Origin of the sequence: Kangiella marina, from assembly GCF_039541235.1 — a bacterium.
Taxonomy (GTDB): Bacteria; Pseudomonadota; Gammaproteobacteria; order Enterobacterales; family Kangiellaceae; genus Kangiella; species Kangiella marina.
This window is the reverse complement of the sequence record NZ_BAABFV010000001.1, coordinates 1,718,064-1,742,475: the sequence shown is the minus strand read 5'-3', so window position 1 is coordinate 1,742,475 and position 24,412 is coordinate 1,718,064. Positions and strand designations below refer to the sequence as shown.

Sequence of the window (24,412 nt, the reverse complement as noted above, 5' to 3'; positions counted from 1 at the left end):
CAATGCAATGGGTTAAAACGTTCCATCTTTTCTTTATGGTTGCTTGGTTTGCAGGGATTTTCTATCTACCACGAATTTTCGTTAACTTGGCTCAAACCGAAAATGATGGCGCTTTTAATCAACTCAATATCATGGCGCGTAAACTCTATCGATTCACCACCCCGTTTATGGTGTTAACCATTATTTTTGGACTATGGTTAGCGTCCTATAACTGGGAATACTATTTAACCGCTGGCTGGTTCCACGCCAAAATGGCCATCATCGCTTTATTAGTTATTTACCACTTTATTTGTGGCGTCTATCAAAAACAGTTTGCTGATGGCCGTTGCAACAAAAGTCACACCTACTTCCGAGTCTTTAATGAAATTCCTGTTTTGTTCTTGCTTGGCGCCGTGATCTTGGCAGTGATTAAACCTTTTTAGGTACTTTTGACTTTTACTCCGTCACTCTTGCTTTTCTTTGAATGACGATAGGTTTGTGGGCTTTGATTCCCTGAACGACAGTCACCATAACAAAGCTAAGTAACATCAATAAGTACCACGAAGATAACTTCGCTAGCGACACCATTTCCCAGCCGTTCGTTTGGTTTGGATAAATCCAGATATTGGCAAAAGTCGCGATATTTTCCGCAAACCAAATAAACACCGCAACTAAAAACCAGCCCAACAACAACGGCATGCTTCGATGAGTCTTAATGACTTTGAAGTGGATATGCGTTTTATAAAAGAGAACAACCGTCGCCATCAAAATCACCCATCGCATATCGATGATGTAATGGTGGCTGAAAAAGTTAATATACACCGCAGTGACCAAAATTAGGGTGTAGGTTTTTTTGGGGTAGTGGGTATATCTAAAATCGAAAATTCTTGAAACGCGCGCTAAATAACTACCAACCGCACTGTACATAAACCCAGTAAATAAAGGGACGTTGCCAATACCAAAAATAAACTCTTCGGGGTAATACCACGATTGAATCGCATCCGACGTTTTGAACAACTCCATAACGGTCGCCACGATGTGAAACAACAAAATAATGGCGGCTTCTTTTAATGATTCAAGTTTAAATAAAAGTAACGCCAGTTGGAAGACGATGGCTGCGATAAAAATAAAGTCATAACGATGCAGCGACTCGATAGGATACCAGTATCGCGTGAACAGCATGACCAACAATAAAAAACCACCGAACACACAGGCATAAGCCTGTTTCAGTCCGAACAGCCAAAACTCATGAATAAATGTTGTAAACTTTGATGGAGATGGTGTCATAGCCACGTCTTATTAGTTCGCCCCTTATCATAAGGCTACCGAACAGAAGTGGCTAGATTATTGTGGGAATATGGCTAATTGTGTGTGTTGTCATCCACCACAGAACAAGTGCCTATGGTGAATGACAGTTTAACCTTCAGAGTTAAGAATTCTCTCTCGGCACAAACTCTAACACCGTGGCATTAATGCAGTACCTAGGCTGTCCGTTTGGGCCATCGTCAAAAACATGTCCTAAGTGAATGCCTGATGACTTAGAGCGAATTTCAGTTCGCTCTAATCCAAACGCATTATCTTCATGGTAAGTCACGGAGCCATCAACAGCTTTAGTAAATGACAACCAGCCAGTTTTCGAATTAAACCTATCTTGGGTATCGAACAAGGGCTGCCCACTCAACTTATCAATAAATACGCCTGGCGGTGTGTCTTTAAAAATGTCGTACTCTTTACAAAAACGACTATCGGTTCCTTGTTGGAAGGCTACTTTATAAGCCTCGGTATCCCCTAGCTTAAACTTGCCCAGTACGGCATAAAATTCTTCCGGCGTTAAATAGCCTTGGTGACCAAACACCTCTTTACCATTTTCTAGGAACAAAATAGTTGGTGTTGCCCAAGTTTCGGTTTTCACGTCTAAGCCATCAAGCTGACTGCCATGACGCCACGTTAACGGAATCGTTCCTTGGTAATCATTAGTAACGTTCTCTTTAAATTTTTCGCAGTACGGGCAGTATGATTGCGGCTCAATCACGACAATCTGTTTACCTTGTTGAAGCGCCGTATTATCGACCTCAGGCGCTTTATCTTTTTCGTTAAAAACCACGCCGGTGGAATGATCAGGACAGTAACCGTTTGGGTTTTTAACTAAATAATCTTGATGATACTCTTCTGCCGGGTGAAACGTATCAAGCGGTTTAATAATGGTTGCGATCTTACCGTAATCCGCTTCTGACAATAAGACTTGGTATTCAGCCGTAATTCGCTGGGCAATATCCTGCTGCTCAGTAGAGTTCGTTAGAATCGTCGAACGATACTGAGTACCGATATCATTTCCTTGGCGATTAACCTGAGTCGGATCATGTCCTTCATAATAATTTTTTAGGATCGCTTCTAAGCTGACTTTATTACGATTAAAAGTAACTTTAACCACTTCGGCGTAATTGTTGGGGTCTAATCGATATTTTGATTTGATAATTTCACGGTATTGAGGCTCTATGCCTTCACCATCAGCATAACCAGACACAGCATCCACCACACCCGGAATCGCCGCATAACGTTTCTCCGCACCCCAGAAACAGCCAGCACCCAGAACAATCGAGTCCAGATGCTTGGTCGCGGACATATCATCTTTGAGATCCGCTTTTTGAGTGACCAAAGTAGACGGTTGAGGATGATTAATCCCACCGGTCAAAAGGTATGCCACGCCAACCGCGCTGGCAACGAAAAGAATGGTTTTATATAGCAACTTCACAAATATCACCCTCACTCAATGAATTCAGGAGCTTACTAGGATTTAGCATAACTCCTACCCTGTTTAGATGATGTGAAGGTGAATTTGTTACAAAGTGACAACCTCAAAAGTCCAACGCACAACATCATGCTTGGGCTTGCTAGTTAACGATAATTCTGAGATAACGCCTGAAACAGGCAATTCGTTTACTTTGCCTTGTATCATTTGCATCACTTGAGGTGCCGCGCCTTTGTTTAACACAAACTCGACAATGTATATCTCGTCGTTCCATGGACTACACTCCTCCCAAATATCTATGTTATAAGTATCAAGCTCATCAGCGCTGCAAATTTCTGGTTCTTCATCATTAGGGAAGTATAACGTCCCATTATTGTCCATACCTACCATGTACCCATCGATATAGTATGACTGTGACTCAAGCTCTTCCCATATAGCAAGTCTCATATCGAGCATGAGCCGTTCCCTCATACCAGAAAACGCTGTATCAGCATCAATGCACTTTTCTTTTAACTCCTCAGAATATTCGATATTTGAGCCAATATACGCCTTAAGCCCCTGCTCAAAGCAAAATTCAGACTTCTGAACACGCTGTTCTATGATCATATAATTAGCCCCTAACACTCGCTGATTTGCATCTTCTGCAATAGGCTCTAATACAAAAATATAATCATCTGAACCTCGATAATAAAGAGGACCATGATGATAGTTTGCAGCTTGAATGATTTTTGGTGACTGGTCCGTGAGGCTCTCTAAAACTTTAATCGTGTATCTATAGTAGCTATTCATGCATATGATATTTTTATCATTACATATTACTCGCTTGGCTTCTGGAACCGAGACTTGGTTTAAAATATTCCCTTTAACGATTAAATACTTTTCTTCTGCAATACTTACTTTCGATTGCGCGAAGAGCACAACAAAACACATTAAACTAAAATACTTCATTGTCATCCTTCTAATTCTTAAAGTTTACTCTTTACTCAATACCACCGCCGTACCAAAAACCAGCAATTCCGCCGCCGAGCTGGCGACCATCGAGGTGGTAAAGCGCGTGCCGATGACGGCATTTGCGCCCAAGAGTCGAGCTTCATCAAGCAGACGATCAATCGCTTGTTCACGGCTTTCAGCCATCAGCTTGGTGTACTCGCTGACTTCACCGCCCACGATATTTCGTAGTCCAGCTAAAATATCCCTACCGACGTGACGCGCTCGAACCGTATTACCCCGCACTAAGCCTAAAACCTTTTCGACTTTGTAACCCGGTACCTCTTCCAATGTGTACAACTCAACATCATGACTCATAGTTTTACGTTCCTATATTTATCAGTTTTTCTTGCGATTAAGCGCTGTCTTAGCACACTTAAGAATAAACCTAACGCGCCTAGCTCAATTAATAACACCCCAATTTTTGCCCATGTTGGCACTACGGGTTGGGTAAAAAAAGTAAAAGCCTGCCACCCCATAAATCCAACTAACCCTATAATAAGCATAATCCAACCAACAACTCCTAAGGTCTTGGCAACAGGTTCATTCATAATCTTGTTCAGTTTTGCTTCTTCACACTCTGGATATTGAAGCTGTCCCATTTCTTTTCGAATGGCCAGCAAGTCCTCGTAAACAGCCTTACAGCTGTCGCAACTTTCAATATGACGACGCACTTGTTGCGCTTTTTGCTGGGTTAGCTCTTGGTCAATATAACCACTGATCAATTCTTCGATATCATGACATTGATTCATTTTGTACCTCGCTCAAGCTGTAAGTCACTTAAGGCTTCTCGAAGCGCCAATCGTGCTCGGTGCAATCGAGACATTACCGTGCCTTTCGCTATCGATAAAATGTCGGCAATATCGTCGTAACTGTGCCCGTGATAATCTCTCAGGACGACTAGCTCTCGGTGATGCAGGGGTAATGCGTTTAGCGCCTGACTCAGTCGTTGCTTGATTTGTTCACTTTCCAGATGTTTTTCCGGCGATAGGTTGTCGCGTGCTACATGGCTCTCTTCTTCAAACGCTGTTTCACGCGACTGTTTGCGCAGGCGATCAATCGCCGCGTTTCGTACCACTCGATACAACCACTTCTGTAAATCGACTCCACCTTTCGGTGCTTTCGGGTGTGCCAATGCTTTCTCTATGCTGGCTTGCACCACATCTTCGGCATCCGACTGATTACCCAATAGCTGAACCGCAAAAACTAAACTTTTACGACAATAGTCATCGAGTTGTGACACTGTGTTCGACAATAACGGCTCCTTAGTCTTTATTTGGTACCATCCTGCTCACGCAGCACGACACCTTTTACTACTTAACGACCAGCTTACGGTTTTATTCCAATTATTTTTATTTCGGAAACAGTTATAGCATGATGCGTTAAAAATCCTAAGCGGCGCTTGAGAAATAACCGCCAATGCAAAACCCTCATAGTAGCTATTCGCTTGGCTGAATTGACAGTCACGGTCGATTAACGCTTCAATGGTGTTACAAGTTTTCCAACACTAGGCAATATTATGAGCAGCGACAGTAATCATAACCAAAATCAATACACGCCACCAAAAGTATGGACTTGGAATCCTGACAATGGTGGCGAGTGGGCGAGTATCAACCGTCCAACGGCTGGCTCACGCCACCAACAAAAGCTGCCTATCGGCAAACACCCCTTCCAGCTTTATTCGTTAGCGACGCCTAATGGCCAGAAAGTGACGATTATGCTGGAGGAACTTTTGGCCTTGGGCCACAAAGGCGCGGAGTATGATGCGCATCTCATTAAAATTGGCGATGGCGATCAGTTTGGTAGCGACTTTGTCCACATTAACCCTAACTCCAAGATTCCAGCGTTGATGGATCACAGCGACGATCTAAAAGACAAACCGCAGCGGGTTTTTGAGTCTGGCGCAATTTTATTGTACCTATCAGAAAAATTTGATGCCTTACTTCCTAAGGAGCACAGTAAGCGCACAGAAGCTCTGTCGTGGTTGTTTTGGCAGATGGGCAGCGCTCCTTATATAGGCGGTGGTTTTGGTCATTTCTATAAATATGCACCTTATCCGATGGAATACCCTATCGATCGCTTTACCATGGAAGCCAAGCGACAGTTGGACGTACTGGATAAACATTTAGCCAATAACGAGTATATGGCTGATGATGAATATTCGATTGCCGACATTGCGATTTTGCCATGGTATGGCAACTTAGTCTTAGGCAACGCTTACGATGCGGTTGAGTTTTTAGAGGCAAACTCTTATAAAAACCTACTGCGCTGGGCCAAGCAGATTGAAGACCGAGAAGCGGTTAAGCGCGGACGGATCGTTAACCGCACCTGGGGCGAGGATAACGAGCAGCTTCATGAACGACACAGCGCAGCTGACATTGATCATAAGTTGAAGGATAATTAGAGACATCAATCCAACCCTGCTCTGAGGTTTTGCGATGAAGGTTTATGGTGATACACGTTCAGGAAATTGTTATAAGACTCAGTTAATCATGTCGCTTTTAGATATTGAGCATGAGTGGGTTCACATCAATATCTTAAAAGGCGACAACCTTAGTGACGAGTTTCAGGCTAAAAACCCCAATGGCAAGATTCCAGTTTTAGAGCTGGATGATGGGCGCTTTATATCCGAGTCTAACGCCATCATCAATTACCTCGCGGCAGGTTCTACTTACTACCCATCTGACCGCTTCGCTCATGCTGAAGTGTTGCAGTGGCAATTTTTTGAACAGTACAGTCATGAGCCCTACATCGCGGTCGCGCGCTTTATTGCAAAATACTTAGGTATGCCCGCGGAAAGACGCGATGAGTTTGTGTCGAAACAAGAAGGTGGGTATAAAGCCCTCAAGGTGATGGAGCAACATCTCAACAAGCACGATTACTTCGTTAACAACCGACTCACCACCGCGGATATGGCACTGTTTGCATACACCCATGTTGCCGATGAAGGTGGCTTTGAACTCAATCAGTACCCGGCTATCCAGCGTTGGATTAAGCGCATACAGTCCGAACCGAAATTCATACCCATGGAATAAAAAAGGCCTCCTATGCGGAGGCTCTTTTTTGGTAGAACAATTATCAAAACAGCTTATCTGCAACGCTCAGGAGTAATCACTGCGGACACGGTTTCACCCGCTCTGCCATCATCCTCTTGAACGGTATATTGATACTCAATTTTTTCAAAGTTTAATGAAAAGCTCTCGGTCGGTAGCGTGTCCCCTGCTGAGTTCGAGGTTTGAAACCGACTGACCTGAACGTTGCTGAGGGTAATGACTAAGTAGTCGAGATGGGCATCGCCACTGTCTCGTCGCACCGAGATCACCGCCGTTGGGTAGACCATACGATTGGCTTGCCCCATCAGTAACTGTGGCGAACTTTTATCGATACTTTTTAACAGCTCGATGTCCGTCAAACAGGCTCCTCGACGATTAGACTCAGCGCCCCAAGACCAGGCCAGAATATCAATCTCGCCTTCGTGCCCCGCTCTTTGACTCTCACCCTCAATATCACCTATCTTTAAATAAGCGGTACTGCCAGCTTGAGCACATGGAACTGCTAACAATAATAAGACACAGCATAGAAGTGATTTCATCATAAACAACCTCCTTTTTAACAATGAAACCTTCTAAACATACGCCTCAACTCAAAAACACACCATCTTTTGACATCAGCTTTGCCTAAAATTGAGAGCTATGACCGACTTATCAACAAAAAAGCCTCCATTTCGGAGGCTTTTATTGCATTTTAGTCGCGTTAAAGACTTTTCTTAAATTCGTCCGTCATTAACTCGAAATCTTCCTTTCCAACGCCGCAGTCTGGGCAATACCAGTCGTCTGGGATATCTTCCCAACGGGTACCCGGGGCAATACCGTCTTCTTCCCAGCCTAATTCTTCGTCATAAATAAAGTCACAGACTAAACAACGATACTTTCTATATTCCACAAATAACCTCTAAACTTGGTACTTTTATAAGTTTCGCGCTCATTTTAAGCATTTCTGGCTGAATTTCCACTTTCCAACCCGTAAATTTGGCTACATCTGCGTCAGATCGTGTTAGAATTGCGTCCCAAGTAGCTCACACTCAGAATTTGGGAAATTGAATGGTATTCCAAGGGCAACACATACTCTCCATTGATCAGCTAGACAAAGAAGCGGTCGAACGGATTATTCAAGTTGCTGACGAAATGACGCCTTATGCCACTCGCGTAAAGTGCTGCAATGTCTTAGACGGTGCCATTTTAGCTAACCTTTTCTTCGAGCCTAGCACCCGAACTCGAATCAGCTTCGGAACAGCCTTTAATCTACTAGGCGGTCACGTTCGAGAAACCGTGGGCATGACCACATCCTCCTTATCCAAAGGCGAATCCCTTTACGATACCGCTCGCGTCACGGCAAATTACGCCGATGTTGTCGCTATGCGCCATCCTGAAGTTGGCTCAGTCGCAGAGTTTGCACGCGGCAGTAATGTTCCCGTTATCAACGGTGGCGATGGCCCGAACGAGCACCCAACCCAAGCGTTGCTGGACTTGTACACCATTCACAATGAACTGGAAGCGCTCGGCAAAGATAAAGGCGCCATCAAGATAGCCATGATTGGCGACCTTAAAAACGGACGCACGGTACATTCATTAACACGACTGCTGTGCCTATTCCCGAATATTCACTTTACTTTTATCTCGCCACAAGCGCTGGCGATGCCGGACAAGGTACTCGACGTTTGTGACAACGCGGGGCTTAACTACAGCATCTCCGAAGACTTTCACTACGGCCTCAAAGATCAGGACGTGATTTACCTGACCCGCGTCCAAGAAGAGCGCTTCACGACGCAAGAAGAAGCCAACCTGTATCGTGGCAAGTACTGTTTAAACCAAAACCTCTACAGCCAGCACTGTGATAAAAACACCATCATCATGCACCCGCTACCTCGTGACTCTCGACCTGAGGCAAATGAATTAAGCGACGACATGAACGACAATCCTAACCTTGCCATCTTCCGCCAGACACACTACGGCGTAAAAGTTCGCATGGCACTGTTTGCTCTTGTGCTCGGTGTAGAAGACAAGCTCACCCAATTCGAAAAACCGATGAACTGGTACTCACCACGTCACTCTTAGGGTCTTTACCCACAAGATTCGGTTACTCATTCAGCAAAATAATAGCGTGAACATTATGACGATTTCTGAACAACTTTATACTCGTGCCCAGCAACATATTCCTGGTGGCGTCAACTCTCCCGTTCGTGCCTTTACCGGGGTCGGCGGCACTCCTGTCTTTATTAAGTCAGCCAATGGCGCTTACTTTACCTCTGCCGATGATAAGCAGTATTTAGACTATGTTGGCTCATGGGGACCGATGATTTTAGGTCACAACCATCCGGCAGTATTAGATGCCGTGATCGATGCTGCCAAACGCGGTTTGAGTTATGGCGCACCAACTGAAATCGAAGCCGAGATGGCAGAAAAGATCTGCGAGCTCATTCCATCGATCGAGATGGTGCGCATGGTCAACTCAGGCACTGAAGCGACCATGAGCGCGATCCGCTTAGCTCGTGGTTATACCGGTAAAGACAAAATTATTAAATTCGAGGGCTGCTACCACGGTCATGCGGACTGCTTATTGGTGAAAGCAGGATCTGGTGCACTGACGTTAGGCGAACCAACGTCTCCCGGCGTGCCCGCAGACTTTGCCAAACACACACTAACCGCTGACTTTAATGACTTGGACAGTGTGGAAGCGTTACTCAAAGCCAATAAAGACGACGTTGCCTGTATTATCGTTGAACCCATTGCTGGCAACATGAACTGCATTCCGCCAGTTGAAGGCTTCCTACAAGGCTTGCGTCAACTGTGTGACCAATACGGCGCGGTGCTGATTTTCGATGAAGTGATGTCAGGTTTCCGTATGGGCATTGATGGCGCACAAGGTTATTACAAGGTTCAGCCAGATCTGACCACACTCGGCAAGGTCATCGGCGGCGGTATGCCGGTCGGTGCATTTGGCGGTAAAAAAACCATTATGGAGCACATGGCACCTGTCGGTCCGGTGTACCAAGCTGGAACCCTATCAGGTAATCCAGTGGCTATGGCTGCGGGGCTTGCTGCGTTAAATGAATTATCACAGCCTGGCTTTTATGAGCCGCTCTTCGCCTACACCGAAGCGTTAGTACAAGGCATGCGTGATATTGCCGAGCAAAAAGGCATCCCGTTCACCACCAACCATGTCGGCTCAATGTTCGGTTTCTTCTTCAATGATGCAGAGACCGTGACGAGTTACAAACAGGTGACTAACGGCGATATGGATCGTTTTAAACGTTTTTATCATGCCATGCTCGACGAGGGTGTCTATCTTTCTCCTTCTGCGTTTGAGGCAGGCTTTGTTTCAGCCTCACACGGCGACAAGGAATTAAAGCAAACGCTAGAAGCTTTTGAGCGTGCGTTAAGTAAGTAATTTTGCACTTTTTTTGATATATTGGGCCTAAGGCGCTGTACACTCCTTAACCATTAACCGATAAGGAATTAGCCGAATACAATGAGCCTTGGCCCATTTTTGAAATCGAAAAGATCGATCCTTTTTTGGATAGCGATAGTAAGCGTTGTCCTCTCTGGCTTTTTCTTTCAAAAATATCGACAGCTCGATAACAATTATCATATCTTGCCGATTCAAGGCAAAACGCCCACTTACGCTTCCGGAACGATTCAGTGGCTAGTAAAGCGGCTGCACCCAGACGGTTATTTCGTTAACAATCCTGATTTATTTGATGAACCGACCACACTCAATCGTGAGAGTGTTCGTCTTACTCGATTTGCTATCGAAGCGCTCGCTGAACTCGACGCGCTCGATCGGATCGATAACGATGCCGTGGTGACATTCCTGCTAAAAAACTTCAAAGCGCCGAGTAATGCTATCGGCAATCTCAAAGGGTTTTCAGCGTTACCCAATAGTTCCGTTAACATCCGCGCGACGCTCGATTCAGTCATCATTCTCGATAAACTCGATGCGCTTGGTACCATTGATACCGAGGCGGTAGCACAGCTGATCCTAGCTTACCAAAATAACGACGGTGGTTTTTGGGACCCAGGTTATCCAGAGTTTGGTCAGCAGTCGACGGTGAAAGCAACGGCCTTTGCGGTTCAGGCCTTACACCATATGGGCAAGTTAAATTCCCAAGTCGTGAACCAAGAGCATCAACAACAGATTAACCGTTTTGTGGAGAACAGTTGGTCGAATGATACCAACAGTTTCAGTCCATTTCCCGGCCACCCAGTCATTAGCAGTTATGATGCTCACAGAGCCTGGTTTAGTATTCATCACCTCCCCATCAACCAGAAAGCAGGCGACACAGTAAGAGAGATTCTGCATATCGAAGAACTGATCGCGACCTTAAACAGTACCTTTAAAACTACAGAGAATGTGTATAGCGAAGAGGGTCACTCAGAGCAGAACTCATTAAAGGCCACTCACTTAGTGGTCTGGATGCTTAAGGAAATGGGCCGCCTTGATGCTGTATCAGTACCAGACGTGGTGCAGTTTATCAAAGGCTACCAAGACCCCAAAGGCGCCTTCACCAGCGATATTTATTCGGTTCACTCAGCCGTTGACACTTTAAGGCTACTCTCCTCAGCACGGATGACCAGCCAGCTTGAAATCTATCGACTGCTTTTTTATGCCGCTTTAGTGACTGCCTTAATATCGATATTACTCTTTTTGATTTTGCACCGAAAATTAAAATCACAAAAGCACAGCGCCCTCGTTCGACGCGCCCAAACCGATCGCCTGACTGGACTGCACAATAGAGAGTTTCTTGAGCAACGATATTTCAGTTATCAGCAAGAATACTCTGACATGGCTTTCATTTTATTGGATGTGGATCACTTTAAATCAATTAACGATAACCATGGTCACTTAGCCGGCGATGACGTTTTAATCGAGCTATCGACCTTACTCAATAACAATATTCGTAAAACCGATACCTTAGCTCGCTGGGGCGGTGAAGAGTTTGCTATTTTATGTCCCGCAACAGAGTCTGAACATGCTCAAACACTATCGGAGAAGCTTCGGAGCTTGATCGAGCAGCATCACTTCCAAGCAGTCAACAAGTTAACTTGTAGCTTTGGCGTAGCCTGCACCTTGAAAAATGAATCACTCAAAGACCTATACGCACGTGCCGATAAAGCACTTTATCAGTCTAAACGTGATGGACGTAATAAAGTTACCTGCCTCTAAGCATCGTCAGCCCATTTCAGTCCTTGCCTAAATATGCTTAAATATTCTTTTTAAGCTAAAACAAGACACTACTATGAATTTATCGCTTATTGGAAAAACAGCACTCGTCTGTGGCTCTAGCCAAGGCATGGGAAAAGCTATCGCCAAACAATTATCAGAACAAGGGGCGAACATCGTGCTACTGGCGAGAAGCCGCGAGAAGCTTGAAGCTGTACAAAAAGAACTCGACCATTCGCAAGGCCAAGACCATCACGTTCTAGTCGCTGACTTCTCAAACCCCGATCAAGTTAAGCAAGTAGTTTATGACTTTTTACAAGAGCCGGAAGCCGCGATTCACATTCTCATTAATAACACCGGTGGCCCAGCCCCTGGCCCAGCGAATAGCGCGGAGACAGGAGACTTCTTGGCTGCTTTTCATCAGCATTTAGTATGCAATCATGAACTGATGAAGCTGGCTTTACCGAGCATGAAAGAAGCGAATTATGGCCGTATCATCAACGTTATATCGACTTCAGTAAAGCAACCGCTCAACGGTCTTGGCGTATCCAACACAGTACGTGGCGCCGTCGCTAATTGGGCAAAAACGTTAGCCAACGAATTGGGGCAGTTTAATATCACGGTCAATAATGTTCTCCCGGGCGCGACTAACACGGTTCGCTTAGAAGCCATTATTCAAAACAAAGCCAACAAAAAAGGCGTTTCAATCAAAGAAATGGAGCAGGAAGAAAAATCTATTATTCCAATGAAACGTTTTGGCACTGCTCAAGAGTTTGCCAATGCAGTAGCATTTTTAGCCTCACCTGCCGCGGGGTATATCACGGGAATCAACCTTCCTGTTGATGGCGGCCGAACAAGCTGCCTATAAAAGACTGAGGGCACATGCATGCAGATGCTAAAAAATTATATTGGCGGTGAGTTAGTCGATCCGGTTCAGGGTCACTATATCGATAATGTCGAGCCGGCAACTGGCCAAGTCTACAGCCAGATCCCTGAATCAACCTCAGAGGACTTGGAGCGGGCTATCAGCGCCGCAGAGGCTGCACAGCCTGAGTGGGCCGCTTTATCACTAGAGCAACGAGCAGCGATACTGACTCGAGTCGCAGATACAATCGATGACCACTCCAACGAGCTGGCGAAAGCTGAAGCAATTGATAATGGCAAACCCTTTATGCTGGCTAAAAATGTCGATATCTACCGTTCGTCCGCGAATATTCGTTTTTTTGCCCAAGCCATCACCCAGTTTTCCAGCGAAAGCCATGCCACTGGCAACGATGCCATTAACTATACCCTACGCGATCCGATCGGTATTGTTGGCTGTATATCGCCGTGGAACCTGCCGCTGTATTTGTTCACTTGGAAAATCGCACCAGCATTAGCCGCAGGCAATGCGGTCATTGCCAAGCCTTCGGAAATAACACCGATGACGGCTTACTTATTTTCTAAGATTTGTATTGAGGCAGGTTTGCCTAAGGGCGTGCTCAATATTTTACATGGCACAGGCCCTTCGATTGGCAACCCGTTGACGACGCACCCCAAAGTCAAAGCCATCAGTTTCACCGGAGGCACATCGACTGGTGCTCACATCAGCAGAGTAACGGCTGGTATGTTTAAAAAACTGTCACTAGAGCTGGGCGGAAAGAACCCGACCTTGGTATTTGCGGACTGCGACTTTGAAGACACGGTTGATAATGTAGTGAGAGCGGCATTTTCTAACCAAGGCCAAATTTGTTTGTGTGGCTCAAGAATCTATATTGAACGACCCATTTATGACAAGTTTAAGGCAGCCTTCATCGAAAAAGTTCGCGAACTTAAAATCGGCGATCCACTTGATGCAGATACGCAACATGGCGCACTGGTCTCTAAACCACATATGGAAAAAGTACTGTCTTATATCGAGTTAGCTCAAGAAGAAGGTGGTACGGTTTTAACTGGCGGTAAAAGAGTGTCTCTTGATGGTCGCTGCCAAAACGGTTTCTTTGTCGAGCCTACCGTGATTGAAGGACTGGATAATAGCTGTCGAACCAACCAAGAAGAAATTTTTGGCCCAGTCTGTACCATTATGCCGTTTGATAGCGACGAAGAAGCCGTCACACTCGCCAATGCCTCAGAGTACGGGCTCGCTTCCAGTATCTGGACCAGTGATTTAAAACGCGCTCACCGCGTTGCCAAGCAGATAGAAGCTGGTATTGTCTGGGTTAACTGCTGGTTACTGAGAGATTTGCGAACACCTTTCGGTGGCGTTAAAAGCTCTGGGGTCGGCCGCGAAGGTGGTTTAGAAGCATTACGCTTCTTCACCGAAACAAAAAATGTTTGTATAAAGTATTAATACGGCTACTATTAGCCTCAATTGAATCAATAGGAATTAACCATGCCCTCTTTTGATATAGTTTCCGAAGTCGATAAGCATGAAATCACCAACACCGTTGATAACGCCAACCGAGAACTCACGACACGTTTTGATTTTCGCGGCGTAGACGCCAGCTTCGAGCAAACGGGTGATAGTGTTAAAGTCACAGCCGAAGCCGACTTTCAGGTTGACCAAATGATCGACATTTTCTACCGCTGCTGCACTAAGCGCAGTATCGATGTCAATGCGCTCGACATCTCTGATGAAGCGACTCATTCTGGCAAGACGTTCTACAAAACCGTGACCTTCAAGCAAGGTATCGACAAAGACATCGCCAAGAAAATCACTAAACTCATTAAAGAGTCAAAGCTAAAAGTTCAAGCATCTATTCAGGGCGAACAAGTCCGTGTCACCGGTAAAAAGCGCGACGACTTACAAGCGGCAATGGGAGTTGTACGCCAAGCCGAATTAGGACAACCGTTCCAGTTTAATAATTTTAGAGATTAAGACATCGGGCAGGAAAGACCGCTTTCTTGCCTGATACACCCTTTATTTGATATAAATAGCGTCATGCAATATTTTCCACATCAAAAAACATCGGGATTCATCTTCGCTCATCAGGGCGGATGCAAGTGGATCTTAGATAAGTAACACTCCCCTCTTTATTTGTTGGGCGTTTGCACACGCCTGAAATACCTAGTATTTTTTATAGATTGCTATTGCAGCAGACCATCATTGATCAGACGTTAAAACACATCTTGTAGTCGTTGCTGGTCAAAGAAATCAAAGACTTGAGGAACTTATGTCAGAAAAAATCGTATCCAGTAAAGCTCCAGAGCCGGTTGGCTTATATCCTCATGCCCGCCGTGTGGGTAATCTCCTCTTTTTATCCGGCGTTGGGCCTCGCCAGAAAGGCAGTAAAGATATTCCGGGCGTCACTTTAGACGACAATGGTGTTATTGTAGATTACTGCATCGAAACTCAGTGTCGTAGTGTATTCGACAATATTCGTTGGATTCTAGAGGAGTCTGGCTCTAGCTGGGAACAGTTGGTGGATGTTCAAGTGTTCCTGACTAACATGAAAGATGATTTTAAAACCTACAATAAAATCTACGCGGAATATTTCGCGGACAACCAGCCTTGCCGTACGACTATCGAAATCAGTTCTCTACCAACGCCGATTGCGATTGAGTTGAAGTGTATTGCCACCATCGATGAGTCATAGGAGTCATAACCATGAGCGACCCAATCAGTAAACCGGTTCAGCCTTTTAATTTTCAGAAGTGGATTGATGAACACCGTCACCTATTGCAGCCACCGGTTTGTAATAAACAAGTTTTTGAACAAGATGACTTTATCGTCATGGTTGTCGGTGGTCCGAACGGTCGTCGTGACTTTCACTATGATGAAGGCCCTGAGTTTTTCTATCAGCTAGAAGGCGAAATGGAGTTACGCACCATTCAAGACGGTAAGCGTGTCGATTACCCTATCAAAGCTGGAGAAATCTTTTTACTGCCTCCTAAGGTGCCCCACTCGCCAGTCCGGTTTGAGAACTCGATTGGTTTAGTGGTCGAACGAAAAAGACTTGCTCATGAAAAAGATGGGTTGATGTGGTTCTGTGAGAGCTGTGACCACAAGTTGTATGAAGAGTACTTTCAGCTAACCAATGTTGAAAAAGACTTCTTACCGGTATTCGAGCGCTTTTTAGAAAGCGAAGAGCATCGCACCTGCGAAAACTGCGGTGACGTAATGCCCAAAGACAATAAATTGGATCTGTAATTTATGAACCAACTCAAAATTGATATACACACGCACATACTTCCAGAGAACTGGCCTGATCTAAAAGAACGTTACGGTTACGGCGGTTTTGTGCAACTTGACCACCATAAATGTGGCTGTGCGCGAATGATGGTTGATGGAAAGTTTTTCCGTGAGATCGAAGAAAACTGCTGGTCACCAGAAGTTCGCATGAAAGAATGCGATCAGCACGGCGTTCATGTACAGGTGCTTTCAACCGTTCCAGTGATGTTCAACTACTGGGCCAAACCGGAAGATACCCATGATCTTTCACGTTACTTAAACGATCACATTGCGGGGATTGTGAAGCAATACCCAAAGCGTTTTATTGGCCTTGGCACATTACCCATGCAAGCTCCCGACTTGGCGATCAAAGAGTTAGAGCGCTGCGTCAAAGAGATTGGATTGGCTGGTGTTCAAATAGGTTCGCACATTAATGATTGGAACTTAAATGCACCAGAACTTGCTGAGTTTTTTGCAGCGGCAGAAGAGTTAGACGCGGCAATTTTTGTCCACCCTTGGGACATGGTTGGCAAAGAGAAAATGCAAAAATACTGGATGCCATGGTTAGTCGGCATGCCTGCGGAAACTTCGCTAGCGATTAACTCCATGATCTTTGGCGGCGTGCTAGAGCGTCACCCTAAGTTACGAGTTGCGTTTGCCCATGGCGGCGGCAGCTTTCCAGCCACCATCGGTCGAATCGAGCATGCGTACAATGTGCGTCCTGACCTGATGACGGTCGATAACCCGCACAATCCTCGCAAATATTTAGACCAGATTTATTTGGACACGCTGGTTCATGATAAAGGCATGCTGGATTACATCGTTAACCTAATGGGGCCAGAAAAGTTAGCGCTGGGTACCGACTATCCGTTCCCACTCGGTGAGCTAGAGCCTGGAAAGTTAATCGCGTCGATGGACTATGATTCCAAAGTCGAAGATCGTTTATTACACGGCACCGCACTTGAGTGGCTCAAGTTGAATAAGCAGGACTTTGTGTCATGAATCCTTTTGTCGAGTTCGACGGCGATACTTATCAACTTGAGTTATCTCAAGCCTGCTCTATCGCCATTCCTCTGACTTTTGATGCGCACCAGCCTAATCATTTCGGTGCTGATAAAGCCACTTCATCAGCGCTAGAAGCCGGTGGTTTTGTTGGCGATACCCGTCGTGGCGGTAGCTGCAACGTGCGGTCGATTTCCATGGTGCCGCACTGTAATGGCACTCATACTGAAACCGTGCAACACATTGTCGATGAGCCCGCTCCCGTTGGCGACTCTCTATCTAGCTCTTTAGCCAGTTGTTATGTGTTATCCGTAACGCCAGAAACTGCTGACAGCAGCGATGAAACCTATCAGCCGAATCTTGAAGCTAGTGACAAGGTCATCACCAAACAAGCTCTAGAGGCACAACTTTCTACGGCTGATTTGGACTTAATGGGTGCGATAGCGATTCGGACCTTGCCTAATGATGAGACTAAAACCTCGTTAGTCTACGGCGACGATATGCAGCCACCTTTTTTCACCACCGAAGCGATAGAGTGGTTGAGTCAGTCCAACATTCACCACCTTTTGGTCGACTTCCCTTCTATTGATAAAATGTACGATCAAGGTCAGTTGCACAATCATCATATTTTTTGGAACGTTCCCGCAGGCAGTCATACACTTACGGACACCACGCTAGTCCACCGAACCATCACCGAAATGATTTTCATCAATGACGATATCACCGATGGTTTGTATTGGCTCAACCTTCAGCTGCCTCATTTTCAATTAGATGCTGCTCCAAGCCGCCCAATACTTTACCCTTTATCTGACGTTACTGATTTTGACAGTGACGAGTAAGTTGGAATTAACATGAGTACATTATTTTCATTAGAACATGCACAAAAACTTGATGCACAAGATCCATTAAACCACATTCGTAATGAGTTCCATATTCCTCGCCAAGACAATGGCGACGAAGAAATTTATCTTTGTGGTAACTCGCTAGGCTTACAACCCAAATTGGCCGCTGAGTATGTTAATGACGAATTATCGCAGTGGCGCAAACTTGGCGTTAAGGGTCACTTTTCGGGTGACTTCCCGTGGATGCCTTATCATGAGTTTTTAAGCGAAGGTTTTGCTGATTTGGTTGGCGCCAAAGTTAAGGAAGTGGTCAGCATGAACACCTTGACTGCCAACCTTCATTTTATGATGGTCAGCTTTTATCGTCCAACGGCAGAGCGCCACAAAATCATTATTGAAGATCATGCTTTCCCTTCGGATCATTACGCTGTCGAATCGCAGATTAAATACCATGGTTTTAATCCAGACGACAGCATGATTTTATTAAAACCACGCGAAGGCGAAGAAACCTTACGTGACGAAGATATTCTTGAAGCCATTGAAGAACATGGAGACAGCACGGCACTCATCATGCTACCCGGTGTTCAATATTACACTGGACAAGTCTTGGACATGGAAGCCATTACTAAAGCAGGTCATGCGAAAGGCTGTAACGTTGGTTTTGATTTAGCTCATGCTGCTGGAAACATCACCATGCAGTTGCATGACTGGAACGTCGATTTTGCTGCTTGGTGCACCTATAAATACTTAAACTCTGGACCAGGATCGGTGGCCGGATGCTTCGTTCACGAACGTCATCACACCAATAAAGACTTGCCACGATTCGCTGGTTGGTGGGGACACGACAAAGACTCGCGCTTTAAAATGCAAAACCACTTTACTCCAATGGAAAGTGCAGAAGCATGGCAACTGTCGAACCCACCTATTTTATCGTTGGCTGCCATTCGTGGCTCATTGGACACTGTTAAAAAAGCTGGTGGTATACATAAGCTTCGCCAAAAATCATTAACCCTTACGGGATATTTACGCCAACTGTTAGAGCAAGAGCTGGCAGAAGAAATCAATATTCTAACACCTCGCGAGAGCAAAGCCTCCGGCGCTCAGTTATCCTTAACCGTTAACTTGCATGGTGCCGATGGCAAACAAATATTTGATGCCATCGAAGCCGCAGGTGTGACCTGCGATTTCCGTTACCCTAACGTTATTCGTGTCGCTCCCGTTCCTCAGTACAACTCTTTTGTCGACTGCTACCGTTTCGTTAATATTCTTAAAGAAGCTATTGCAGGAGCAGCCTCATGAGTCAACACATTACGATGATCGGCGCTGGCCTTGTCGGTTCTTTAATGAGCATTTATCTGGGGCAGCGCGGCTATAAAGTCGATGTTTACGATAAGCTTCCTGATATCCGCAAATCGACCATTCCAGCGGGCCGCTCAATCAATTTAGCGTTAGCCAATCGCGGCATTCGCGCCTTGCAGCAAGTTGGCGTTATGGACAAGGTTGAGAAGCTTTTAATTCCAATGAAAGGACGCATGCTGCATGATGTCGAAGGAAAGTTAACGCTACAGCCTTATGGCCAAAAGCCGGAAGAAGTCATCTACTCCGTTTCTCGTGCAGGTTTGGTCAGTTTACTTCGCGACGAAGCCGAAGCGACTAACAACGTCACTTTCCACTTTGAAACCAAGCTAGTTAATATTGACCCCGACAAAAAGTCTGTCGATTTTAAAAACGAACAAACCGATGAAGTCACAACCAAGGATTATTCCATCTTATTAGGCACTGACGGTGCGGGTTCTAAAACCCGACGAACGCTTGAAAGCCTCGGGATGGAAGGGTTTAGTTCCGACCTATTAGAACACTCGTATAAAGAATTGACCATTCCTGCTGGCGACATCCAACCGTTCCAAATTGAGAAAGAAGCCTTGCATATTTGGCCACGAGGCGGCTATATGCTCATCGCCCTGCCCAACCTCGATGGTTCATTTACCGTCACGTTGTTTATGCCGAACAAGGGGCCGGTTAGCTTTGAAGAATTTAAAACTAAAAACCAAGTTGAACAGTTTTTTAAAGACAAGTTCAGTGATGTGCTTGAGTTAATCCCTGACTTAGCCGATCACTACTTTACCAACCCCACAGGAATTTTAGGAACGGTTCGTGCACAAAACTGGTCGCACGGCGAGATTTTGCTGTTTGGCGATGCTTCACATGCCATTGTTCCATTTCATGGGCAAGGTATGAACTGTGGCTTTGAAGACTGCTCAGAATTGTACCGTTTGCTTAATAAGCATGCCGATAATTGGACAAAAGTGATTGCTGAATTTACTTCGGTGCGTCGTGATAACGCCGATGCGATTGCCGACATGGCGCTTGAGAATTATATTGAAATGCGCGACTCAGTAAGAGACCCGCAGTTTCAACTCAAAAAATCGATCGCATTCAAACTCGAGCAGCAATTCCCAACTCAGTTTATTCCTCGCTACTCAATGGTCATGTTCCATCATATTCCTTATGCCGAAGCTTATCGCCGAGGCAAAGTACAGGCGGACATTTTGAGCCAGTTAGCGCTCGATAAAGACAGCATTGATGACATTAATTGGCAACAAGCAGCACACTTAGTTGAGCAACGCTTGGAGCCCATCTCTAAGGAGTTTTTACATTGAAAACCTTACATACCTTCATCGCATCATTCACTTTGCTCCTTGCGACAAATACTGCCTTAGCAGGAAGTTCAGAATCCGACGTTAGCGACAATGTAGAACTGGCTGATGCGTGGATGAATTATCTCGCCGCCGATGAACGACAAGGTCGTAAGACTGGCAGCTCCGATAACTTACAAGTCCAGCAATGGATAATTCAACGCTTTAAAGATATCGGGTTGCAAACAGTTCCAGGGCAAGACTCCTACCTTCAGAAGTTTACTGCCCACAGCCGTCAAGGTGAGCCTTTACAGGCGGCCAATGTTATCGGCTACCTTCCGTGCTCCTGCGAGTCAGATCGTTACTTTATTGTTGGCGCACATTATGATCATGTGGGTGTGAATACCAAACTCGAAGGCGATCAAATATTTAACGGCGCAGACGATGATGCGAGTGGTGTTGTAGCGTCAATGATCTTCGCGAAAACTTTAGCTCAGTATGAGCAGCTGCCGTTTAACCTTATCATCGCAGCTTGGGATGCCGAGGAAATGGGCTTGCAGGGTTCAAAATACTTTGCTCAGAACCCATGGATCCCGCTGAATAAAATAGAAAGTGGGTTTATGTTTGAACTAGTTGGTGTTCCGCTAGAAGACAAGTTAAACAGCGCTTGGATGACCGGTGACAAATACTCCACGCTTTACCCATTACTGAAAGCCGAACTCGAGAAACAAGGCTGGGCACTCGATCCGGTTCTGGATCCAAAGATGGGGTTATTTTTCCGCTCGGACAATGCGCCATTTGCCCTGCTTGATGCTGATGACGATACGCTCAGAAATGTTTTTCAAAACAAAGAAAAGGCTAAGGTCACAGGCATTCCGATGCACGCCATTTCTGTGTGGCGCGGACAAGGCCATTATCATCAACCTCATGATGATGCCTCGATCATCAATATCCCAAACCTAGTATCGCTAGCAGAAGCGTTAGGCAAAGCGTTTCAGGGCATGTCTAGCGACACGAGCATCGAGTGGTTGGACAACTCTCAGTTTGAATTTACCCGCCCTCAGTAAGCTCGATAACTCGGATGGTTACTGAGTGCATTATTAAGCTTAGTAACCATCACCTCTAAAGACTTTTCTGAATACGCTTTGGCTGGAACTTTTCCCCACACCGGTGCAGGCCAAGCCGCATCCTTTTCATATCGAGCAATATGATGAATATGCAGTTGTGGCACCATGTTTCCTAACGCTGCCTGATTCATTTTGTCGGCTTGAAATGCTTCGCTCATCATTTTCGATACGAAATTCGACTCACTCATCAGTAGCACTTGCTGCTCTTGGGATAATTCAAATGCCTCACGAATCGCATTAACCCGCGGCACTAAAATCAACCAGGGATAATGCTCATCGTTCATCAGCAGCACTAAGCACAGTTCGAACTGCCCCAAGGGTACGCAGTCTTTTTCCAAGACTGGGTGTAGCTTAAAGTCCAAAGAATGACTCCTCTTCTTCTGGCTGACACGGAGCTTCCTCGGTCGGAGCTGTGCCACGAATAAAGGGAATTTCTATCGACTCTTCACAGTAATCGTTCGACAACAATCCACTGTCTTGATCGATTAACTTCCATTCAATGTCTTCCTCATAACCTAACTGTAAAGTTTCTGTAGGAATACCATTAAAGATGTCCGTAAAGACTGGAAGCGCCGCTGATGAGCCTGTAATGTTCGCTTCCTGACTATCATCACGCCCGACCCATACGACAGCCAAGTGCTCTCCAGAAAACCCCGCGAACCACGAGTCTTTCAAATCATTGGTAGTACCGGTCTTGCCCGCAAATCGTGTGAATGGGTTTTGATTATGCAAGTAACGTGCCGTCCCTTTTTCCACCACCAATTGCATGCCCGCTTTCACCAGATAAGTATTCAGTTCTGAGGCAATTCGTACTGAATCAATCGGATATCGTTCCAGCAACTCGCCCTGATTATCCGTTACTGCGGTAATCGCAGCAGGCTTGATTTTTAACCCACCGCTGGCCAAGGACTGGTAAAGTCCGGCTAACTCAATCGGCGTTAACTCAAGGACTCCCAACGGCAAAGCATCGAGCGCTCGGACCTCACCTTCAACGCCTGCCTGTTCAATAAAGTCAGCCACTGTATCAATACCCACTTGCTGCCCAAGACGTGCCATAGCAATATTGTAAGACTCCATCAAAGCGACAAACAAGGGCACTTGCCCATGGTACTCGCGATCATAATTACGCGGCTCCCACAAGGTGCCGTCACGCTGCTTTAATGATAATGGCTCATCACTAATAATGGTGGCTAAGTCATACTGTTTACTTTTCTCTAAGGCAGCGAGCACAACATAAGGCTTGATCACCGAGCCGATTTGACGCTTGGCATCAATCGCGCGGTTAAAGCCAGCTTTATCAGAATAGCGATCACCCACAAGCGCTAGAATGTTTCCGGTTTGACTCGATGTAATAATCACCGCTGTTTGTAACGAGTCATCTTCAATGCCTTTCGACTTTTCGATACGCGTTAATGTCGATGCGACCTTTTCCTCAGTGTAACGCTGCATCACTGGATCGAGCGTGGTAAAGATTTGCAGGCCTTCCGACTTTAACTCTTCTTCAGAGTAAGAATCTTGTAAACGGCGACGTACCAGATCCATAAAAGCTGGAACTCTTGAGAGTTTGAGTTCTGGCTTATTCACTACCGATAAAGTGGTTTCACGCTGCTGCTCATACTCTTGTTTGGTTAAGAATTTCTGATCATGCATCAGCTTCAACACTTGGTTACGTCGCTTCAAAGCCGCTTCTTTCTTGCGGCGCGGATTATAACCACTAGGACTTTTTAACATGCCCACCAACAAAGCGGATTGCGCTGGCGTTAAATCCCTCACTCTCTTGTCAAAGAAATACTGGCTCGCCAAACCGACGCCATGGATCGCACGCCCACCATCCTGACCAAAGTAGACCTCATTATAATACGCTTGAAGAATGTCATCTTTTTCATACCGAATTTCAAGAATGACCGACATGATGGCTTCTTTAAATTTTCGCCATAGCGTTCTGTCGTTAGTTAGAAAATAATTTTTCACCAACTGCTGCGTGATAGTACTGCCACCCTGCGAGCGCCTATCGCTCGTGATGTTATGCCACAGCGCGCGCATGATAGCTTTTGGTGAGACGCCACTATGCTCATAAAAGTCACGGTCTTCGACAGTTAACAGCGCTTGTTTAAAGTGCTCAGGAACATCATCCAAGTGCACTAAAATACGGTCTTCTAATCGATTAGGATGGAACTGCCCAATTAATAAAGGATCGAGTCGAGCCATCTGTAACGTTTCACCGCTATCTCGATTTTTTAACTCAGCAATTCGCCCGGACTGAATATTGAAAGACACTGGCAAGGATTCTTGCTCACCATCCCAAAACTGAAACTCACGGATGTGGATAAAGAAGGAGCCTTTATAATTTTCATAATCACCTTGGCGAGTGGCTTTAACCACTTTACGATAGCCCAGCAGCTCAAGCTCTTGTCTTAAACGGGTCGCCGTCATCGGTTTACCATTAGCCAACTCCAATGACTGGGCATACACTCTAGCTGGAAGCTGCCAACGATTCTCCTTGAACTTGCTTTGGATCAAAGAGTCAAGGTAAAGGGTAAAACCCGCGAACAGCACAACAAAGACCAGCGCCAGCTTCCAAAATACCGAACGCCACCGCTTCCAGAATGATTGTTTAGTGCTATTTTTTTTGCTTGTTTTCTGACTAGCAGTTTTGCTGGTTTTCTTTTTAGGCTTTTTTGACATACTATGATTACAGTTAATGTTATTAACATCATCTT

The 24,412-nt window shown here is 45.5% G+C and carries 26 protein-coding genes; 16 read left to right on the top strand and 10 right to left on the bottom strand.

Annotation, left to right across the window (positions count from 1 at the left end):
* Nucleotides 1–2 precede the first annotated feature (2 nt).
* The gene (locus ABD943_RS07955; RefSeq protein WP_345292651.1) at nt 3–422 is read left to right on the top strand and encodes a CopD family protein; all 420 of its coding nucleotides are present in this window, start codon (nt 3–5) and stop codon (nt 420–422) included.
* Nucleotides 423–435: 13 nt separating this feature from the next.
* Here the strand turns inward: ABD943_RS07955 and ABD943_RS07950 are convergent, their stop codons facing one another.
* The 6 genes from ABD943_RS07950 to ABD943_RS07925 all read right to left on the bottom strand — a co-directional run bounded on the left by ABD943_RS07950 (nt 436) and on the right by ABD943_RS07925 (nt 4,970).
* Nucleotides 436–1,266, bottom strand: a complete 831-nt coding sequence (locus ABD943_RS07950) for a DUF817 domain-containing protein (RefSeq protein ID WP_345292650.1) — start codon at nt 1,264–1,266, stop codon at nt 436–438.
* A 142-nt stretch (nt 1,267–1,408) separates the two neighbouring features.
* On the bottom strand, nt 1,409–2,659 hold the full coding sequence (msrA, locus tag ABD943_RS07945; RefSeq protein WP_425559468.1) for a peptide-methionine (S)-S-oxide reductase MsrA: 1,251 nt from the start codon (nt 2,657–2,659) through the stop codon (nt 1,409–1,411).
* Nucleotides 2,660–2,818: 159 nt separating this feature from the next.
* The gene (locus ABD943_RS07940) at nt 2,819–3,676 is read right to left on the bottom strand and encodes a hypothetical protein (RefSeq protein ID WP_345292649.1); all 858 of its coding nucleotides are present in this window, start codon (nt 3,674–3,676) and stop codon (nt 2,819–2,821) included.
* Between the two features lie 24 nt (nt 3,677–3,700).
* The gene (locus ABD943_RS07935) at nt 3,701–4,033 is read right to left on the bottom strand and encodes a YbjQ family protein (protein WP_345292648.1); all 333 of its coding nucleotides are present in this window, start codon (nt 4,031–4,033) and stop codon (nt 3,701–3,703) included.
* Nucleotides 4,030–4,467, bottom strand: coding sequence for a zf-HC2 domain-containing protein (locus ABD943_RS07930; RefSeq protein WP_345292647.1), 438 nt, complete (start codon nt 4,465–4,467; stop codon nt 4,030–4,032). Before ABD943_RS07930 ends, ABD943_RS07935 begins: the two co-directional genes overlap by 4 nt.
* Complete coding sequence (locus ABD943_RS07925) at nt 4,464–4,970, bottom strand: RNA polymerase sigma factor (protein ID WP_345292646.1); 507 nt, start codon at nt 4,968–4,970, stop codon at nt 4,464–4,466. The genes ABD943_RS07930 and ABD943_RS07925 overlap by 4 nt, the downstream gene beginning before the upstream one ends.
* Nucleotides 4,971–5,234: 264 nt before the next feature.
* On the opposite strand from ABD943_RS07925, the gene yghU reads away from it, so the two are divergent.
* Together yghU and ABD943_RS07915 are read left to right on the top strand one after the other, a co-directional pair.
* Nucleotides 5,235–6,119, top strand: a complete 885-nt coding sequence (gene yghU, locus ABD943_RS07920) for a glutathione-dependent disulfide-bond oxidoreductase (RefSeq protein WP_345292645.1) — start codon at nt 5,235–5,237, stop codon at nt 6,117–6,119.
* Nucleotides 6,120–6,153: 34 nt separating this feature from the next.
* On the top strand, nt 6,154–6,750 hold the full coding sequence (locus ABD943_RS07915) for a glutathione S-transferase family protein (protein ID WP_345292644.1): 597 nt from the start codon (nt 6,154–6,156) through the stop codon (nt 6,748–6,750).
* 53 nt (nt 6,751–6,803) lie between these two features.
* Here the strand turns inward: ABD943_RS07915 and ABD943_RS07910 are convergent, their stop codons facing one another.
* Together ABD943_RS07910 and ABD943_RS07905 are read right to left on the bottom strand one after the other, a co-directional pair.
* Nucleotides 6,804–7,310 (bottom strand): Hcp family type VI secretion system effector, encoded by a 507-nt coding sequence (locus ABD943_RS07910; RefSeq protein WP_345292643.1) that lies wholly within the window; start codon nt 7,308–7,310, stop codon nt 6,804–6,806.
* 158 nt (nt 7,311–7,468) lie between these two features.
* Nucleotides 7,469–7,657 carry a rubredoxin gene (locus tag ABD943_RS07905; protein WP_345292642.1) on the bottom strand — a complete coding sequence of 63 codons (189 nt, stop codon included), beginning with the start codon at nt 7,655–7,657 and terminating at the stop codon, nt 7,469–7,471.
* 158 nt (nt 7,658–7,815) lie between these two features.
* Here ABD943_RS07905 and ABD943_RS07900 point away from each other — a divergent pair, with 158 nt between their 5' ends.
* The 13 genes from ABD943_RS07900 (at nt 7,816) to ABD943_RS07840 (ending at nt 21,632) form a co-directional block, all read left to right on the top strand.
* Entirely contained in the window at nt 7,816–8,829 is a 1,014-nt protein-coding gene (locus ABD943_RS07900) for an aspartate carbamoyltransferase (protein ID WP_345292641.1), read from the top strand.
* Nucleotides 8,830–8,884: 55 nt separating this feature from the next.
* Nucleotides 8,885–10,162 carry a glutamate-1-semialdehyde 2,1-aminomutase gene (gene hemL, locus ABD943_RS07895; RefSeq protein WP_345292640.1) on the top strand — a complete coding sequence of 426 codons (1,278 nt, stop codon included), beginning with the start codon at nt 8,885–8,887 and terminating at the stop codon, nt 10,160–10,162.
* Nucleotides 10,163–10,261: 99 nt separating this feature from the next.
* Nucleotides 10,262–11,938: a diguanylate cyclase domain-containing protein gene (locus ABD943_RS07890; RefSeq protein WP_345292639.1), complete on the top strand. Its 1,677-nt coding sequence runs from the start codon at nt 10,262–10,264 to the stop codon at nt 11,936–11,938.
* 73 nt (nt 11,939–12,011) lie between these two features.
* Entirely contained in the window at nt 12,012–12,803 is a 792-nt protein-coding gene (locus tag ABD943_RS07885; protein WP_345292638.1) for an SDR family oxidoreductase, read from the top strand.
* 18 nt (nt 12,804–12,821) lie between these two features.
* Nucleotides 12,822–14,264 (top strand): aldehyde dehydrogenase, encoded by a 1,443-nt coding sequence (locus ABD943_RS07880; RefSeq protein WP_345292637.1) that lies wholly within the window; start codon nt 12,822–12,824, stop codon nt 14,262–14,264.
* Between the two features lie 42 nt (nt 14,265–14,306).
* The gene (locus tag ABD943_RS07875) at nt 14,307–14,792 is read left to right on the top strand and encodes a YajQ family cyclic di-GMP-binding protein (RefSeq protein ID WP_345292636.1); all 486 of its coding nucleotides are present in this window, start codon (nt 14,307–14,309) and stop codon (nt 14,790–14,792) included.
* Between the two features lie 295 nt (nt 14,793–15,087).
* The gene (locus tag ABD943_RS07870) at nt 15,088–15,510 is read left to right on the top strand and encodes a RidA family protein (RefSeq protein ID WP_345292635.1); all 423 of its coding nucleotides are present in this window, start codon (nt 15,088–15,090) and stop codon (nt 15,508–15,510) included.
* An 11-nt stretch (nt 15,511–15,521) separates the two neighbouring features.
* On the top strand, nt 15,522–16,064 hold the full coding sequence (locus ABD943_RS07865; protein ID WP_345292634.1) for a 3-hydroxyanthranilate 3,4-dioxygenase: 543 nt from the start codon (nt 15,522–15,524) through the stop codon (nt 16,062–16,064).
* A gap of 3 nt (nt 16,065–16,067) precedes the next feature.
* Nucleotides 16,068–17,087: an amidohydrolase family protein gene (locus tag ABD943_RS07860; protein ID WP_345292633.1), complete on the top strand. Its 1,020-nt coding sequence runs from the start codon at nt 16,068–16,070 to the stop codon at nt 17,085–17,087.
* Nucleotides 17,084–17,926, top strand: a complete 843-nt coding sequence (locus tag ABD943_RS07855; protein ID WP_345292632.1) for a cyclase family protein — start codon at nt 17,084–17,086, stop codon at nt 17,924–17,926. The genes ABD943_RS07860 and ABD943_RS07855 overlap by 4 nt, the downstream gene beginning before the upstream one ends.
* Nucleotides 17,927–17,938: 12 nt before the next feature.
* Nucleotides 17,939–19,228: a kynureninase gene (gene kynU, locus ABD943_RS07850; protein WP_345292631.1), complete on the top strand. Its 1,290-nt coding sequence runs from the start codon at nt 17,939–17,941 to the stop codon at nt 19,226–19,228.
* On the top strand, nt 19,225–20,589 hold the full coding sequence (locus ABD943_RS07845) for an FAD-dependent oxidoreductase (RefSeq protein ID WP_345292630.1): 1,365 nt from the start codon (nt 19,225–19,227) through the stop codon (nt 20,587–20,589). Before kynU ends, ABD943_RS07845 begins: the two co-directional genes overlap by 4 nt.
* Nucleotides 20,586–21,632 carry a M28 family peptidase gene (locus ABD943_RS07840; RefSeq protein ID WP_345292629.1) on the top strand — a complete coding sequence of 349 codons (1,047 nt, stop codon included), beginning with the start codon at nt 20,586–20,588 and terminating at the stop codon, nt 21,630–21,632. The genes ABD943_RS07845 and ABD943_RS07840 overlap by 4 nt, the downstream gene beginning before the upstream one ends.
* Here the strand turns inward: ABD943_RS07840 and ABD943_RS07835 are convergent.
* Complete coding sequence (locus tag ABD943_RS07835; RefSeq protein WP_345292628.1) at nt 21,626–22,054, bottom strand: HIT domain-containing protein; 429 nt, start codon at nt 22,052–22,054, stop codon at nt 21,626–21,628. The genes ABD943_RS07840 and ABD943_RS07835 overlap by 7 nt on opposite strands.
* Entirely contained in the window at nt 22,044–24,377 is a 2,334-nt protein-coding gene (gene mrcB, locus ABD943_RS07830) for a penicillin-binding protein 1B (protein ID WP_345292627.1), read from the bottom strand. The genes ABD943_RS07835 and mrcB overlap by 11 nt, the downstream gene beginning before the upstream one ends.
* Nucleotides 24,378–24,412 lie beyond the last annotated feature (35 nt).